Origin of the sequence: Pedobacter sp. Bi27, from assembly GCF_918698255.1 — a bacterium.
In the GTDB taxonomy this organism is placed as follows: Bacteria; Bacteroidota; Bacteroidia; order Sphingobacteriales; family Sphingobacteriaceae; genus Pedobacter.
The window spans coordinates 393,344-409,706 of the sequence record NZ_CAKKMW010000003.1 but is presented as its reverse complement, the minus strand read 5'-3'; the positions used below and the strand labels follow the sequence as shown (position 1 = coordinate 409,706).

Here is a 16,363-nt window from a genome sequence, read left to right as displayed (position 1 = left end):
TAACGCTCCTCATTTTTTTTAATCTTACCGCAGCATTATCTTACAATCAATCTCAAGCTGTGCCGATTAATTCCGAAAACACCAAAAGGTCATAATGAAACGACAAACTATACCAGCCAATCATTTAAAAACTATCTGTTGGTTTAACAATGCAGTTATAGACTGGGCTTCTGCTGGCAAGCGGTATACACTTGATGGAAAAACAGATCAATTGGGCAAAAATAGTTTTAATTTTGGCGACAGCGCCATTATATCGGCCGACGGACAATATGCGTTTATTTATCAAAAACTTGGCACAAAGGGACTTCTACTTAAAAACGGAGCACTTTTAAGAGAAATAAACCGTTCATATTATTGCGCAGATGTTTATGAATACCCTGCGGCATTCGTGACCTTAAACAGTAACACATTTTTAATTCATTGTCCATCCGAATACTGTAGGCTTGATTTTGAAGAGGTTGAAACCGGACAGATCATCACCAGTCGTGAGGGACGAAATCCTACCGACTTTTTTCATTCCCGGCTCGAAATAAGTCCCAATGGCAAATACCTGATGAGTAAAGGCTGGTTTTGGCACCCCTGGGATGCCATCAAAGTATACGACATCGAAAAATGTATACAAAACCCCAAACTGCTTGATGAATCTGAAATTTATCCAAACGTTGTGGTAGAAATCGCTACTGCAAGTTTTATTGATGACCGCTGCATATTATTGGGGTCATCGGATGAGGAGGAAATGAATGAGGAGCTATTGGAAAATCTTCCACCAAAACATATTGCCATTTGGGACATCAACTTGAATCAAATTTCTAAACCAGTTAAAATGGACATTGAGTTTGGAAATCTTTTCGCCATTAATGACCAGTATGCCTGGGATACATATGGCTTCCCGAAAATTATAAATTTGGTAACAGGCGAAATAGTAGATCAGGACGAGAGTTTGCAAAGTGGATTACAAAATTCATCAATCATTCGCAATATTGAAGAACTTCCGAAAGTGGCTTTTAACCAAAAGACCAAACAATTGGCAATAACGAACGGCGATAGTATTGAGATTATTGAGCAATAAAAGATAAAAACATGGAAATTCGCTTATTGGTACTACGAACAAGTAACACGAAACTTCTAGCAGATTTTTATAGTTTACTTGGGCTTAAATTTGAATATCATAAACATGACAACTCTCCATACCATTATTCGGCTATAATTGAGTCAACTATTGTTGAAATTTATCCATTAGCTAAAAACCAAGATAAAGCAGACAAAAACTTAAGGTTAGGATTTGGTATAGAAAATTTTGATCAGGTGATGATAACGTTAAAAACATCACAAGTTGATTTTTCGCAAGAACCAACCCAAACAGAATTTGGTTTTATGACCATTATAATTGACCCCGATGGCCGGAAAATTGAATTGTATAAAAACAGTTAATAGACTTTGTTTAAAATAAAAATTTATTTAAATCGGAATGGAACCATACAAAAGCATCGATTCCTTAACGCAACAGATTAAAAAATAAATCATTATACTACGTGCCGAAAACCTGATAGACAAAACCATTTATTATAGAAATTTAGCCACGAATAAATCTTATTATTTCCCAATGTGTAAACAACATGATTCAAAAAAAACAAATTATTTATTATTATTTCTTTTTTTCGCATTAAACGGCTGTAATATGATAAGTGCAGGACATGGCTCTTTGACAAGTTACGATTTCGAAACAAATAAGGCTAACTTGGAAGCTGCTGTAATGAAAGTGATAGCTGAAAATAAAAATATTTACCGTGAACCTGAACCTAATCAAGAAGCGAAGGATATTTATAAAGAAATCGCAAAGGAAAGGAATAAAGACGATGAAAGTATAAATACTGACACAACCTATGTTGATTATTATAATGATGGCAAAGACTATTTGACCATAAAAATCAAGGATAAAAACTATAGGTTCACATTCAGGTATTATGGTGACGAAGAGACGTGGAAGACATCCCCAACATCCTCATTATTTATTGTATATGCTTATAATGAACTTGGGCAAGGAGGAGGTTACAACGATAATCAGGATCCAAAACTTTTGAAACAGTTAACAGCTGTTTTTGAATCAGAATTGGCCAATAAAGTTGAAAAAGAGTTAGGTTTAAAATATACGGCAAAGAAATAGACTGAATTTAAAAGGTTAAATGTGAAAACAACAATCAAGAACCTATCAAATCAAGAATTAGAACTATACAACTATACTGTGTCTCTACAAGAAATGACAGATATGGATAATATAGACAAGAAACTCAAAGAGGATGGCATTTTCAGTCAGTATCGACACATCCACAAAAGCTATTTCGATTTATTTTTCAATACAGAAAACAAGGAAACCAAGCTTGAAATCCTGAAACGCCTTGTGTTTCTGAACTGGTATGGTGAAATTGAGCCGAGTTATTTCACTGGTGTTAAAGATCTGGAAAATTCAATTATTTTGGAATCGTATACAATTTTAAACGAATACCTTTTAAGCAATAAAATCGATGAAGAATTTAAATGGATGTTATCCTATTATTCGAGTTGGTCTTTCGCCATACTTCCCTTTTCAGAAAATAACCTTTGTGCACTAACAAAATTTGTCAGAGAAGTTGACACTGCCCTTTTAGCTTGTCCAAAAAAACTATTACCCAAAGGAACCATGGATAACAGAGGACAAATGGGTATTTATTGGACAAGCTGTTTGGTGGAAAGAAATGAATAAAAGAGGTTTAAATATAAATTATGATCAAACACTTACTAATTGCCATAGTTGCCCTATCTAATTTAGCCGCTACAGCACAGACCAAAATGCGACCAGTTAATGAACTCATCAATACCACCAACCCAGGCTGGCCTGTGGTAAAAGATTGGATTGAATCTGCAAAAAACAAAGTCGAAATTTTAACAGCTGATAGTGCAAAGGCAAAAGATGCCTTGTTTAAGACACAGGTAACCACACGTTCGCCAATGGGTTCGGTAGTTTATATGACTGGCGGAATTTTGGTTGATGATGGCTGGATCAGAATTCTTGGTTCGGGCAATCCAAAACTAAACCGTACACTACCTGATTGGAACAAAGAAAAATCAATACAGAAATTTGGAGAAGCATCGCCCTTCCTATTAGTTGCAGATGATGCAATTGGCGGTTTTTACCTTTTAAATGGTGGTGGCCTCGGTAAAGACCTGGGAAAAATATACTATTTTTCTCCAGATAATTTAACTTACGAGCCACTTGATCTTACTTATTCGGATTTCTTACAGTTTTGTTTCAACAACGATTTAGACAAATTTTATAAAGGCAAAAGGTGGAATAAGTGGAGAGATGAGGTTTCAAAACTAGAAGGGGATAAAGTCATTAGTTTTTATCCAACCCTTTGGTCAAAAGAAGGCAAAAACATAAACAAAAACACAAAGAAAGTGATATCAATTGAAGAACAGTACAATTTAAATATAGAGACACGTAAACAGTTAGGGCTTGATAAGTAAAGCTCTTAGTTCTGCGCCTATCACCTTAAATCTGCGGGAAACAACTACGAAGGGGTTCTCCCGCAGATCACACAGATATCCGCAGATATTTCTTTATAAATTGCAGTCTAAGCATAGTCGAAGGCCATCCAACTTTGCGTGCTCTGCGTCTTCTCTCTGTGATCTTTGCGGTTAAAACACGTTACTCCGTTAATTTCTGTCTAATCCCTTCAGTAAGTTTTTTCACTTTCATATAACCTGCCATAGAGCTGTTCCGCTTATCGAAGTCGATTACTAACCAGCCTCTTTTGGCTTTAAGGTTAAACTTATCGCTACCGTTTAAGTTTACGAACAGATCGATATTCTGATCTAACGGAAGTTCATTATTCAAGGCACTATCCAGGAATTTTTCCAGTTTACCCGTTTTATCTTCGGCGTACTTGGCTTCAAATTTGAAACTAGTATCATTATCGGTAGCATTTATTGATAAATAACCGCCACTATTATGGCATCCGTAAGCTAAAGCGGTAATTAAAATTGCGATACTGTATATTATATTTTTCATTGTTTTTTGGTTAATTGTTTAAACTGGTTAACTGTATAAATTGGTTAATTGGGGATTTACTACCCAGACTTTAGACTAAGGACTAAAAAACTACCCTCCTGCCCTTCCCTTGATATCATCGGTAGCTGTATTTCTAGACCGGGCCGATTTTACATTCTGGTTCCCGAAATTGTAGCTGATGCTGAAATTTGCCCTTCGGCTGGTGTAACGGTTCACTACGTTCATATTGATGTTCTGATAAACCAGTTTCCCCTCCCAATGGTTGGTAAGTAAAATATCATCCATATTTAAACGGAGTTTAAGCTTTTTGTTCATTAAAGTTTTCTGGATTCCGGCGTTTAAAGCGCCCTGATAAATGGTGGTTTGCTCTACACCCGAAACCCGCGGGGAGTTTAGCCATGCACTAATTTCGATACTAAAGTTTTGAGGCAAGGAAAAGGAATTGGAGGTGAAAATATTTACCGCAGCCTTACCCGCACTGTATGCAGCACCTTCAATATTTCCGTCATTAAATTTGCTGTAATAAACACTAACATTATTTTGAATATTCCACCATTTCGTCACCTTAACAGGAACATATAAATCGGCGGAGTAGTTCTGGAAACGGCCTAAATTCTGGCGGATTACACTGATCACCCGGGTAGCATCATCCTGTTTACTAATTTGCGTAATCATATCACGGGTGTTCGAATAGCTGAGCGAAAATGAAGCTTGTTTATAACTGTAACTGATCTGGTAATTATCAGTAAACTGAGGTTTCAGATAAGGATTTCCCTGATCAACCGCCAAAGGGTCCATGTAAAACACAAATGGATTAAGCTGTTGGTAATTTGGACGGTCTACCCTTCTGCCATAAGAATAACGGATGTTATGGTTTTCACTGATCTTCTGATTAACAAAAACCGTTGGAAAAACAGATAGATAGTTCCGGTCTACTTCTTTCTGGTCGGTTACAGAAGTGCCATTAGAATGGGTGTGCTCCGCCCTTAAACCCAGCTGAACCTGAAATACCTTCCATTCTTTAGAGAAACTACCATAGATGGCATTGATATTTTCTTTATATACAAAGTTGTTCGATTTGCCCAGATCATTTTGCCAGACACCAGATACCAACTGCTCAGAAATAAAATCGTTATTCGTAACTACATAGCTGCTTTTTAAGCCCGTTTCAATTTTCATCGTTTTAGAAATGGGCAAAGTGAAATCCGTTCTGGCGGCATACACATTGATCTCCGCATCCGTATTATTTCTTAAACTGGTTTGGTTGGTTGGGTTGCCGTTTGCATTTAAATAATTGGCCAAAAAATTTTCATCTTTTTTATTGCTGAAACCCGAATAATCTACATCAAAAGTAAGGCTCTTACCTTTTTTATCGAAATCGTGTTTAATGTTAAAGTTGGCTGTTAAATTACCCACAGGCGAACTCGAGTTGGCATCCTGTAAAATATAGCTGAGATTCGAAGTTCCATTCTGCACTGCATTAATATTGGTATTGCTAAAGTTAGTCAGTTTGGTGTTTACCGTATTGGCATCTAACATCACCCCGAAAACTGTTTTCTCTGATGCATAATAATCTGCACCCAGCTTCCCCTGAAAACCAACACCTTTATTTTTACGGTCGAAATTTTGCGTAAGTGAACTGGCCAAACCTTCAGATAAAGTGGTACGGGTTAAAAAGGTATTGTTAAACTGGGCTTTGCGTACAACGGCACCATTTCCAAAAATGTTCCATTTACCTTGCCTGTGATTTAAGTTCAGGTTTACCCCGGCGCGGAACAAATCGCTGGGCGAATCGGGCATAATGCCCAGCCCGGTAGTAACAGAAACCGTACCATTGGTACCATAAGCTTTGTTGCGTTTTAGTCTGATGTTGATGATCCCGGCATTTCCGGCAGCGTCATACTTGGCAGATGGATTGGTAATGAGTTCGATGGTAGAAATCTGATCGCTGCTCATATTGCTCAGCAACGTGGTAACATCAGCACCTGATAGGAAATTCGATTTCCCGTCGATCATCACCATCACACCGCTTTTGTTATTCAGTTTAATCTGGTCTTTTTGGCGGTCGATCTGCACGCCTGGGGCTTTTTCCAACACTTCTAAAGCCGTGCCTCCAGTTGCAATAATGCTGTTCTCTACATTCAGCACCGTTTTATCGATCTGATGTTCAATAAAAGGTTTTTTGCCCTCAACGCTCACCTCTTTTAATTGTTTGCTTAAACTTTCGATACTGATGATTGGCAACTTTAAATCACCGTTGACTGAAAAGTGATCCGTCTTTTTACGCTTAAAACCAACGATCGAGATCGACAACATATATTCACCACTTTTCAACTGATCAATTGCAAATTCTCCTTCAATATTGGTCGATACACTTTTAACCACGGTGGTATCAGGATAGTTTAAAATCCGAATAATGGCAAACGACACTGGAACAGTTTTTTCATCGACGATTTTTCCCGTCAAAGTATTTAATTTCTGGGCAAAAGAAGCCCCACATGCCATTAAGCATGCAACTAGCGTAAGTAATATTTTCATGATTTCTTCTTTTTAGGCGTTCTATTTTTAATGCTGAGACAAATTTGTAATTGCGAAACTCAGTCGACCCGGAACTTCTGCCTCCAAACTTTCACCCCCAGACTCTCAACTCCAAACTCCAAACTTAGAGTCCAGACTACCCCCCGGCTCTGTTCTTAACATCGTCTGCCGCCGTTTTCCGGTCCTGGTTTGATTTTAGATTTTGATTGCCAAAACTATAACTGATATTGAAAGATACCCTTCTACTGATGTAATTATTCTGCACCCTTAAATTCACATTTTGATAATCGAGCGTTCCTTTCCAGTAGTTGGTTTGAAAAATATCATCAACATTTAACTTAAGCTTTAAAGCTTTGTTCAGGAAACTTTTTTGCACACCAATATTTAAAGCATACTGATAAATAGTGGTCCGTTCTAAACCCCTAACTTTTGGTGAGTTTAACCAAAAATTGGTCTCAAATGCCCAGTTATCGCCCAAAATAATCGAATTCACCGTATTAAAATTGTAAAAGACTTTACTTAAAACAAAGGGGGCGCCCTCTAAATTATCATCATTAAATTTATTATAAGAAACCCTAAAATTGTTTTGCAAATTCCACCATTTGGCAATGGTTAGCGGAACAGATAACCCGGCCGAGTAATATTCCCCGCTGCCAATATTCCCTTGGCCTACAGTAACTATTCTGGTGCTATCGTTTTGTGCGGTTTTACTATCTAAAATTAAATCTTTTGTTTTGGCATAACTCAATAAAAAAAACAATCCGCTTTTATAATTGTAACTCACCTCAAAATTATTGGTAAACTGTGGTTTTAAGTATGGGTTTCCCTGTGCTATGGTATAAGGATCCATGTAAAAATTAAACGGATTTAATTGCTGGTAATTTGGTCGATCTATCCGTCGGCCATAGGTGTAATGTAGATTACTACTTTCAGAAATTTTCTGGTTAATAAAAACCGTTGGAAATAATGACAAATAATGTTGTTTTACCGATGTATTATTGGTTACTGATGTTCCGGTAGATTGGGTAAACTCTGCCCGTAAACCAGCCTGAACCTGCCACTTGCCCAGATCTTTTGATAAGTTTGCATAAGCTGCATTTACGTTTTCTTTGTAAATAAAATTATTGCTTTGCCCTACAACATTTTGCCATTCATTATTTACCAATGCCAACGACAAAAAATCATTATTGGTTTTTACATAAGCACTTTTTAAACCGGTTTCCAGTTTTGTAGTTTTTGATAGCGGCCAGGTAAAATCTGTTTTTGCAGCATAGATATCAATGGCTGTTTTACTATCATTTTTAATAATTGTATTGTTGTAAACAGCCCCTTTTTCATCGTAAAAGTTAGTGTTAAAATTTTCCAGCCCCGAGTAGTCAAAGCCGGAGTAATCGGCATCAAAATTTAAGCTGGCACCCTCTTTTTTAAAATCATGCCTGATATTAAAATTTGCACTATAATTTTTGTTTGGGGTATTCGCATCAGAATATTGGATTAACGAATTATTGCCCGCAACCCCATCCTTAATTTCATTTATAAAGGTTTGAGAGAAATTATCCAATTTACGTGTATTCGTACTGCCATCAAACATAATACCGATAGTTGTTTTTTCACCTGCGTAATAATCTGCACCTAGTTTTGCGGCCAACCGCGATCCTGTATATATTTTCTGAAAATTCTGGTTAAACATACTTTGTAAACCATTGGCATTGGTGCTCCGCTCTAAAAATAAATTCGAAAAATTATTATTCTTTGAAGCATTTGCATTGGTGAAAAAATTCCACTTTTCTACACGGTGATTTAAATTGAAGTTAAGCTCCGATCCGTAAATATTGGTGGGTAAGTTAGCCCTTATTGCATTGCGATAGGTTGACGAGACACTTCCGTTGGTACCAAATGCTTTGTTCTTTTTAAGTTTAATGTTGATGATGCCCGCGTTGCCGGCAGCGTCATATTTAGCCGATGGGTTAGTAATAATTTCGATGGTAGCAATCTGGCTGCTACTTAAGCCATTCAGATAAACAGTTAAATCGGCACTCGATAGAAAGTTGTTCTTCCCATCAATCATCACCATTACACCCGATTTATTGTTCAATAAAATCTGGTCGTTTTGCCTGTCTAACTGTACGCCCGGCGCTTTCTCTAAAATTTCGAGCGCCGTACCGCCTGTTGCAATAATGCTGTTCTCTACATTCAGTACCATTTTATCAATCTGATGCTCAATAAAAGGTTTTTTGCCCTGAACGCTCACTTCTTTTAATTGTTTGCTTAAACTTTCGATCGTAATGGCAGGTAATTTCATGTCTTCGTTAAGCGACAAACGGTTAGTTTTTTTACTTTTAAAGCCCACTATAGAAATCGACAATACATACTCGCCACTTTTCAACTGATCGATCGCAAACGCTCCTTCGATATTGGTCGATACGCTTTTAACCACAGTGGTATCAGGATAATTCAGCACCCTAACAACCGCAAACGATACCGGAACAGTCTTTTCATCAACAATTTTCCCTGTAAGTTTATTTAATTTCTGGGCAAAAGAAGCCCCACATGCCATAAAGCATGCAACTAGCGTAAATAATGTTTTCATTGGTTTTTTCTTATAGGTACTTTTATGATGTTTATCGGATCGTATTATTCAGGCGCTATCCCCAATTCTTCCTTAACTTCCTTAATCCGGTTTGATACAGAATCCTGGTAAAGGGTATCATTAGGTCTTTCTAGGTGCAAATGATCTAAATCACGTAGCTCTTGCTCTAACTTTTCCTTTTTTAACGCTTCTTCTTTTAATTTTGCAACGCATTTCAAACCATCATCCGTCATAATCCATACACTAGAATCGTTATGATCATTTTCGCTGTCGTTACATTCCCAGGTCCAGTAATTATTAACATAGCGGTAAGCATCCTGCTTTAAAATTAATTTTGTACCCACCGGAATTTCAAGGTTTAACCTTACTTCCTGGTTTCTCCAAATGGTTCCCTTTCTCAATTGAAACCGCGGACTAAAAATCAGTTCAGCATCTTTCACTACATAATTGTAGCTAATGTTCTGTGCATTTTGCAAGGCACTTTGAAAGGTTTTACCCTGTGATTCGTATTTCTGCGTTAAACGCGTAACACCGGTTTCACTTTTGTTAATATCAATGCGGATACGGTTCGGTGAAACAAAAGGTCCGTCTTCAAAATCGTCAACTACAATCTGGTGGCGGTTATTCGCATCAATGTGGTAAGCCGCGCTATCTTCTTTACTGAAATATTTACTTTTATCAATATTGATGGTGTACACTGGATAAGCTTTCAGGTCGGTTGTTTGTGTTAACTCTGCATGTTGCTTAAATTCTGATGATATTTTAGCGGCTTGATAACCTGTTATAGCTACCCCGGCCAACCAGATAATTAACAGGGCAAAAGAAAGTGTTTTGTTAATGGCCTGTTTGTTAAAAGCTACCCTGATCGAGAATAACACCAGGGCTAAAATCGGCACAAAGCAAACAATAAATGCACCAAATAAAATTGCCCCCCTATTGCCTTCATTTATAATAGAGAAGGGAAAATATTCATAGATACTCGCATCCCAAAACCCCTGAAAAGCGGCCGTACCAATAATTAAGGTAATTAAAAAGAGTACGCCAAAAACAATGATGAACCCCGCAATGATCTTAAAAATCACCTTTCCGGTGCCCGAAATAAACCGGCCAAGCCATTCGAAAAACTCTCCTATAAAATTCCCTAAACGGGCAAATATTGGCTGAGCATGTTTATTTACTTCGCCCAAGCGTTCCTTAACGGCCTGTAGCTCTTCATCTAAGTTCTTTTGGAAACCCTGAAGATTTGCAGGTTCGCCTTTCATTTCCATCCTTTCGATACGCGATTTGGCTTTTGGCATGATGATCCAGAGTATGGCATATACCAGTATTCCAAATCCACCGGCAATACTGATTAGCAAGGTCGCCAGCCTGATCCATTTAGGATCTGCGTTTACATAATGTGCAATACCTGCACAAACTCCCGCTACCACGCGGTCGTCCATATCGCGGTACAGTTTTTTCTCTGTGTATTGGTATTGATAGTTGTTATTGATCACTGGCGCTTCTTCACCTTCCTCTACCGTGTCAAAATCCTGCACCTTGCCCATTTGCGCAATCACCGAATTTACGTTGGCCGAATCTACCACTTGTTTTTTCTGCTCTTCCAATTGCTCGGTTAACAGTTCGGCAATCCGGTTTTCGATATCCGTTACAATTTCAAGGTCATCTGCATGGTTGGCAAAATATTGTTTTACTTCGTTCAGGTAGGCCTTTAAGAGTTCGTAAGCACTTTCTTCAATATGAATAATCGTGTTCCCTATGTTTATGATGATGGTCTTTTCCATTTCCTTTTTAATATTTATGAATTGGCTCCTTTTTGTGAAATACCTACAGCATAAGCCAGCTCCTGCCAGGTTTGATCTAGTTGTGATAAAATACCCCGACCATCTTCGGTTAAGGTATAATATTTACGCGGTGGGCCCGAGGTAGACTCTACCCAGTTGTAGCTTAATAAACCATTGTTTTTAAGCCTCGTTAATAATGGATATAATGTACCCTCAACCACCAATAGCTTTGCCGTCCTTAATTCGGCAATAATATCCGAAGCATATATTTCGCCCCGTGAGATGATTGATAAAACACAGTACTCCAGAATTCCCTTCCGCATTTGTGTTTGCGTATTTTCTGCTATCATATAACAAAGATATATGTTTTATATACTACCATGCAATACATAGTACTAAAATAAATTAAAGTAAATACATAAACACCTTATTATCAGTTAATTAATTTTTAATAAAAATTTTATGTTTAAGGTTAAATGAATAAAATCTAAGTATTTGTAGCCTTTTTTTGTAAAGCAGGGTGCTGTAATCCTTAGGTTTCTACAGTCCTGCTATCACCTATAGTCCCGATTTAGACACCCTTTAAATATAAAATATTCGATAAAATCGGGAGCTATTTGGTTCTATCAGGTTTAAGGTGGAGAGGGCTGGTTTTACGATTAATGGTTTTTGGGATAATGCCAGAACAGCCCCTTGTAAATAAACCCGACAGAGTGGATAGCCCGCATCCCGATTTTTCATCGGGAGAGGACTACAAGCGATGGCGGGACTGCAGCTCCCATGAAAAACAGGGCGCAGATTTTCTAAAAGAAGAAATTTGTAGTGACCGTTTTAGATTTCAAAGATCCGCTTGCACACACGCTCGTCCAGGCTTCGAGGAATTAAATATATAAATACTATAGATTTAATATATTTTAATAATTTTGCAACGTTTTAACTTATTTTCATGAAAAAATCTATTGCCAGCATTGTTGCTGAGGCAAACGAAAGCGGCGAAGGAACGCTCAAAAGAACCTTAGGGCCGATAAACCTTATTTTAATTGGCGTAGGCTTAACGCTTGGTGCAGGCTTATTTTCAATTACAGGTTTGGCCGCGGCCAATCACTCCGGTCCGGCAGTTACCTTATCGTTTATAATTGCCGCTTTAGGCTGTGGTTTCGCAGCACTATGTTATGCAGAATTTGCATCGATGATTCCGGTTGCCGGTAGTGCCTATACCTATTCTTATGCTACCATGGGCGAACTTTTTGCCTGGATTATAGGCTGGGATCTGGTATTGGAATATTCTGTGGGTTGTGCAACCGTAGCCATCAGCTGGTCGCAGTATTTAACCAGGTTTTTAGCCAGCCTGCATATTTATCTCCCTCCGCAATTAACCTTATCCCCTTTCGAAACTGCTAAACTTGTCGATGGTTCTACCGTTAATGGCATTGTAAACATCCCTGCAGCATTGGTGGTGGTTTTAATGACGGCCATATTAATCCGTGGCACCAAAGGCTCTGCCATTGTAAATGGAATTATTGTGTTTCTTAAAGTTGGTGTGGTATTGGTTTTTATTGCGCTGGGCTGGCAATATATCGATCCTGCAAACTATCATCCATACATCCCTGAAAATACCGGAACCTTTGGTCAGTTTGGCTGGAGTGGTGTTTTACGCGGTGCTGGTTTAGTGTTTTTTGTATTTATCGGCTTCGATGCCGTAGCAGCTTCGGCACAGGAAACAAAGAATCCAGCCAGGGATTTACCAATCGGCATCATTGGATCTTTAGTGGTTTGTACGGTTTTATTTGGCTTGTTCGGGCATGTAATGACTGGTCTGGCCAATTATAAAGAATTTGCCAACAGCGGTGCCCCGGTAGCCATTGCCATCGAAAAAACACCTTACGCCTGGTTAAGCCAGGCTATTATTTTGGCGATTTTAATCGGTTATACTTCTGTAATTTTAATCGATTTAATGGCTCAATCGCGAATGTTCTACTCCATTAGTAAGGATGGCTTATTGCCAAAGATGTTTTCTGATGTACATACTAAATTTAAAACGCCTTACAAATCGAACATTATACTTTGTGTATTTATTGGACTTTTTGCTGCATTTGTCCCCATGAATGTGGTAGGCGAAATGACAAGCATTGGTACCTTGTTAGCCTTTTTAATGGTTTGTGTTGGCATCTTGATCTTAAGAAAAACAGATCCCGAGGCTAAACGTCCATTTAAAGTTCCTTTTGTGCCCCTAATCCCTATTTTGGGCATTTTAACCTGTATTGCCATGATGGTATTTTTACCTTGGGAAACCTGGGTCAGGTTAGCGGTTTGGTTAATTATTGGTTTAGCCATTTACTTCTGGTACGGTAAAAAGAATAGCAAATTAAAAGCACAGAAAGACAAAACAGAACGATAGGTAATAAACTCATTACTATACACATAACATGATTAAGCTGTTTCATTTCCTAGACAGCTTAATCAGTGGCTACCCAACTAATTGCACTGATAAGCATATAAATATCAGCGGAATAACAAAAAAGTATAAGTTATTAACAATTCAACATTTTTCTTAATTTTTGGCTTGGGATTTGTCTTAAGAAAATTGACCCTATTAAACTCATCCCTATGCTTATTAAATTAGACACATCAGTTTTCAGGCTTTCCAGACACAAAGCAGAAAGCGAAAAAAAAACTATTACACCACTTACAAGAGCGCAATGGATTACTGCTGATAGAATCGTAATAGCAGCGATGTTTATTGCAACAATTGTTGGCGCAATCTTATTTTAAATTTCCGATGGTTGATCAAAAATCTTCAGAAATCATTTCCTTATTCATTACCACTGCGGCCATTGTTCCTGCAGCTGTGATGATAGATAGCGACCTGAACAAGGTTGCACAATCTCCTGCGGCATAAACGCCTTTGGCAGTGCTTTGCTGCTGCTCATCTACTTTTATTGTTTTTAAATCTGTTAATTCAAAACCGAGCTGTTCGTCGAAGTTGCAATGTTGTTCAACATCCGATTTGAGGTAGATCGCTTTTAAGGTTATTTTTTCACCATTTTTAAAAACAACATCTTCGAGATAACCATTATTGTGCAATAGTTCAACAACTTCGTCTTCTATAATACTAATTGATTTGGATTTCAGTTTTTCAGTCTGCTCGGTGCTTAGCTGCGATTTACCATTGGTTAAAACCGTTAAATCTTTATTCCAATGGTTCAGGGTTTTGGCCATCTCAAATGCATGCTCGCCATTCATTAACAGGCCTATTTTTTCATTCCTCACCTCGTAACCATGGCAATAAGGGCAATGTATAGCAGAAATAGCCCAGCACTCAGCCAAACCTTTAATATCAGGCAGCACATCTTTTAAACCTGTGGCCAACAATATTTTTCGTGCGGTAAAATTTTCGCCGTTTTCTGTACCAACATTAAAACCTCCATCTATTTGTATGGCCGAAATGGCTTTCCCTTCTAAAAATCTAACTGTTGGATATTCCAGTACTTCTGCTTTAGCAGCTTTAGAAATAGCTGCAGGCTCATGGCCATCGTGCGTTAAAAAATTATGGGAGTGTGGCGTTTGCCTGTTGCACGGTTTACCGGCATCAATTACCAAAACATTTCTGGTCGCCCTACCCAAAGTTAATGCGGCAGATAAGCCAGCATAGCTTCCGCCAATTATGATTACATCAAAATCCATATCTAAATCTTTTAATGCAAAGATCAGAAATGAATTATCAAATGCAACATAATTGCATTAAATTAATGTCATTTTTATTTTTCGGAAGATTGTTGCCTTAATAAAACTCCCATAATACAGCCGTTCGTCAACAATCAGATAATTGGCTTTGAAAAAGTAAGGATTCATATCGATAAGCTGATGCGCTTCTACAATACCCAATAATTTAAAAAAGCTGTACATCGATCTGAGCAACAACCATTTCCACCAGTTTCCGTTGATTTTATTTAACGAAAAATCGACCAGAAACCACAATCCATCTCTTTTTAAATACTCATTTAATTGTGCAAACACCTTTGCAGCGCGTTGTTCCCCAAAGTTATCAAACAAAAAAGGTGTTAAAATTACATCAAATAATACATCAGTTTTAAAATCCTCAATACCCATGTTTACAAATTCAACATGATTATTTTTATAGCTTCGTTTTTGAGAAAGCGCAATCATTTTAGCAGATATTTCTACATAAACGATCTTTAATCCACTAGAATAAATCTTCGCGAGCTCCTCTAAGATCCACCCGGTTCCTCCACCAACAATTAATATATGGCTATTCTCCTGAATATATCGAAGTTGATTTATCTGCGCATTAACCTGCGATTTAAAAAACACCAAACGGCTTAAAGTATCATAATGACCGGCTATTTTATCGTAGTTGTTAAGCATAGTATCAAGTAACGAGAATCAGGTATCAAGATTGCACTTTCAAATATAACATTGGCTTTGGTCTTTCTGCTTTAGCCTTTCTACTTAATAAATAAACTGCATCCCGATTATTCCACATATCGCCTTAAACAAAATAAGCCCATCAATTACCATTAAATAATAGAGAATGTTTTTTCTTCGGTGCATGGAATAAGCTACGTAAATGGTCAGGATAAAAGGCAACACGTTAAATAAAACCTGTGGCAATCCAAAACCTTTGTAACGCGCAAATATGCCTAAAGAAACTAAACCTATAATCAGCAATGGAATCAGGATACTGAAAATTGTTTTTCGCAGGCCATAACGTACTACGAATGTTCTTAAATGTCTATTAGCATCCGTTGGGTAGTCTTTAATATCAAAAATGATTGCATTTACGGTGCAGAACATCCAGTTTTTAATAAATAGCCAGGTCCACAATACAGAATCGTGGTAGCCAACCCCAGTTTCAATTTTAAGCATAATCAGCGGCAGCACATTGGCACAGCAGGCCCACACAAAACCGATTACAAAAGCCTTTAACCAGCCTGTATTGCGCAGATTAAATTTAAGGAAAGATCTGGGCAATAAACCGTAATATAAGCCGCCTGCAGTGATGATGATCAATATTGCGATCCAATAACTGATGGGCAAGCCCATAATATGCTGAAAGTTTTTGTAAAGCAGGTTTATGGCCAACAGCATACAAATAATAAAAAGCACAGCCTGACTCCAGTTGATAAATGTTTTATGTTTGAAATACCATTGATTGCGTGGGTTAGTTACAGATGGCTTGGTAGAAACCTTATTGTAAGCGTAGGTATAATAGATGGTTGGCGCCAGAAACAACAACAGGTAGTAATTTAATGAATTAAGCGGCAGTTTTAATTGCAAGGTAGCCTCGAGCGTTAGGGCAACAGCCAGAATACCCACAAAGTAGTTTCCAAAGAAAATGAACCTGATAACTTTACCAAACATTTGCTACTGTTTATCGACAGG

General features: G+C 37.7%; 15 protein-coding genes. 7 read left to right on the top strand and 8 right to left on the bottom strand.

Translation table 11 applies throughout. From position 1 onward, the window contains the following. Window positions 1–94 precede the first annotated feature (94 nt). The 5 genes from LQ227_RS11840 (at window position 95) to LQ227_RS11820 (ending at window position 3,504) form a co-directional block, all read left to right on the top strand. Window positions 95–1,069 (top strand): hypothetical protein, encoded by a 975-nt coding sequence (locus LQ227_RS11840; protein ID WP_230144549.1) that lies wholly within the window; start codon window positions 95–97, stop codon window positions 1,067–1,069. Between the two features lie 11 nt (window positions 1,070–1,080). Continuing rightward, window positions 1,081–1,431 (top strand): VOC family protein, encoded by a 351-nt coding sequence (locus LQ227_RS11835; RefSeq protein WP_230144548.1) that lies wholly within the window; start codon window positions 1,081–1,083, stop codon window positions 1,429–1,431. A gap of 247 nt (window positions 1,432–1,678) precedes the next feature. Then, window positions 1,679–2,164, top strand: coding sequence for a hypothetical protein (locus LQ227_RS11830; RefSeq protein ID WP_230146653.1), 486 nt, complete (start codon window positions 1,679–1,681; stop codon window positions 2,162–2,164). 21 nt (window positions 2,165–2,185) lie between these two features. After that, window positions 2,186–2,740, top strand: coding sequence for a hypothetical protein (locus tag LQ227_RS11825; protein ID WP_230144546.1), 555 nt, complete (start codon window positions 2,186–2,188; stop codon window positions 2,738–2,740). A gap of 20 nt (window positions 2,741–2,760) precedes the next feature. Further along, on the top strand, window positions 2,761–3,504 hold the full coding sequence (locus LQ227_RS11820) for a DUF2625 domain-containing protein (protein WP_230144545.1): 744 nt from the start codon (window positions 2,761–2,763) through the stop codon (window positions 3,502–3,504). Between the two features lie 181 nt (window positions 3,505–3,685). On the opposite strand, the gene LQ227_RS11815 is transcribed toward LQ227_RS11820, so the two are convergent. The 5 genes from LQ227_RS11815 to LQ227_RS11795 form a co-directional block, all read right to left on the bottom strand. Next, window positions 3,686–4,048 carry a hypothetical protein gene (locus tag LQ227_RS11815; protein WP_230144544.1) on the bottom strand — a complete coding sequence of 121 codons (363 nt, stop codon included), beginning with the start codon at window positions 4,046–4,048 and terminating at the stop codon, window positions 3,686–3,688. Between the two features lie 90 nt (window positions 4,049–4,138). Beyond that, window positions 4,139–6,586 carry a TonB-dependent receptor domain-containing protein gene (locus tag LQ227_RS11810; RefSeq protein WP_230149441.1) on the bottom strand — a complete coding sequence of 816 codons (2,448 nt, stop codon included), beginning with the start codon at window positions 6,584–6,586 and terminating at the stop codon, window positions 4,139–4,141. A 136-nt stretch (window positions 6,587–6,722) separates the two neighbouring features. Next, on the bottom strand, window positions 6,723–9,176 hold the full coding sequence (locus tag LQ227_RS11805) for an outer membrane beta-barrel family protein (RefSeq protein ID WP_230144542.1): 2,454 nt from the start codon (window positions 9,174–9,176) through the stop codon (window positions 6,723–6,725). 44 nt (window positions 9,177–9,220) lie between these two features. Then, on the bottom strand, window positions 9,221–10,960 hold the full coding sequence (locus tag LQ227_RS11800) for a PspC domain-containing protein (RefSeq protein ID WP_230144541.1): 1,740 nt from the start codon (window positions 10,958–10,960) through the stop codon (window positions 9,221–9,223). A 14-nt stretch (window positions 10,961–10,974) separates the two neighbouring features. Further along, window positions 10,975–11,310: a PadR family transcriptional regulator gene (locus LQ227_RS11795; RefSeq protein ID WP_029275299.1), complete on the bottom strand. Its 336-nt coding sequence runs from the start codon at window positions 11,308–11,310 to the stop codon at window positions 10,975–10,977. Between the two features lie 596 nt (window positions 11,311–11,906). Between LQ227_RS11795 and LQ227_RS11790 the strand changes: the two genes are divergently transcribed. Continuing rightward, entirely contained in the window at window positions 11,907–13,358 is a 1,452-nt protein-coding gene (locus tag LQ227_RS11790) for an amino acid permease (RefSeq protein WP_230144540.1), read from the top strand. Between the two features lie 209 nt (window positions 13,359–13,567). Further along, window positions 13,568–13,732 (top strand): hypothetical protein, encoded by a 165-nt coding sequence (locus tag LQ227_RS11785; protein ID WP_230144539.1) that lies wholly within the window; start codon window positions 13,568–13,570, stop codon window positions 13,730–13,732. A 15-nt stretch (window positions 13,733–13,747) separates the two neighbouring features. Here LQ227_RS11785 and LQ227_RS11780 read toward each other — a convergent pair whose 3' ends face one another. The 3 genes from LQ227_RS11780 to LQ227_RS11770 form a co-directional block, all read right to left on the bottom strand. Next, complete coding sequence (locus LQ227_RS11780; RefSeq protein WP_230144538.1) at window positions 13,748–14,644, bottom strand: NAD(P)/FAD-dependent oxidoreductase; 897 nt, start codon at window positions 14,642–14,644, stop codon at window positions 13,748–13,750. A gap of 57 nt (window positions 14,645–14,701) precedes the next feature. Further along, window positions 14,702–15,346 (bottom strand): class I SAM-dependent methyltransferase, encoded by a 645-nt coding sequence (locus LQ227_RS11775; RefSeq protein WP_230149438.1) that lies wholly within the window; start codon window positions 15,344–15,346, stop codon window positions 14,702–14,704. Window positions 15,347–15,430: 84 nt separating this feature from the next. Further along, on the bottom strand, window positions 15,431–16,342 hold the full coding sequence (locus LQ227_RS11770; RefSeq protein WP_230144536.1) for a hypothetical protein: 912 nt from the start codon (window positions 16,340–16,342) through the stop codon (window positions 15,431–15,433). Window positions 16,343–16,363: the final 21 nt, after the last annotated feature.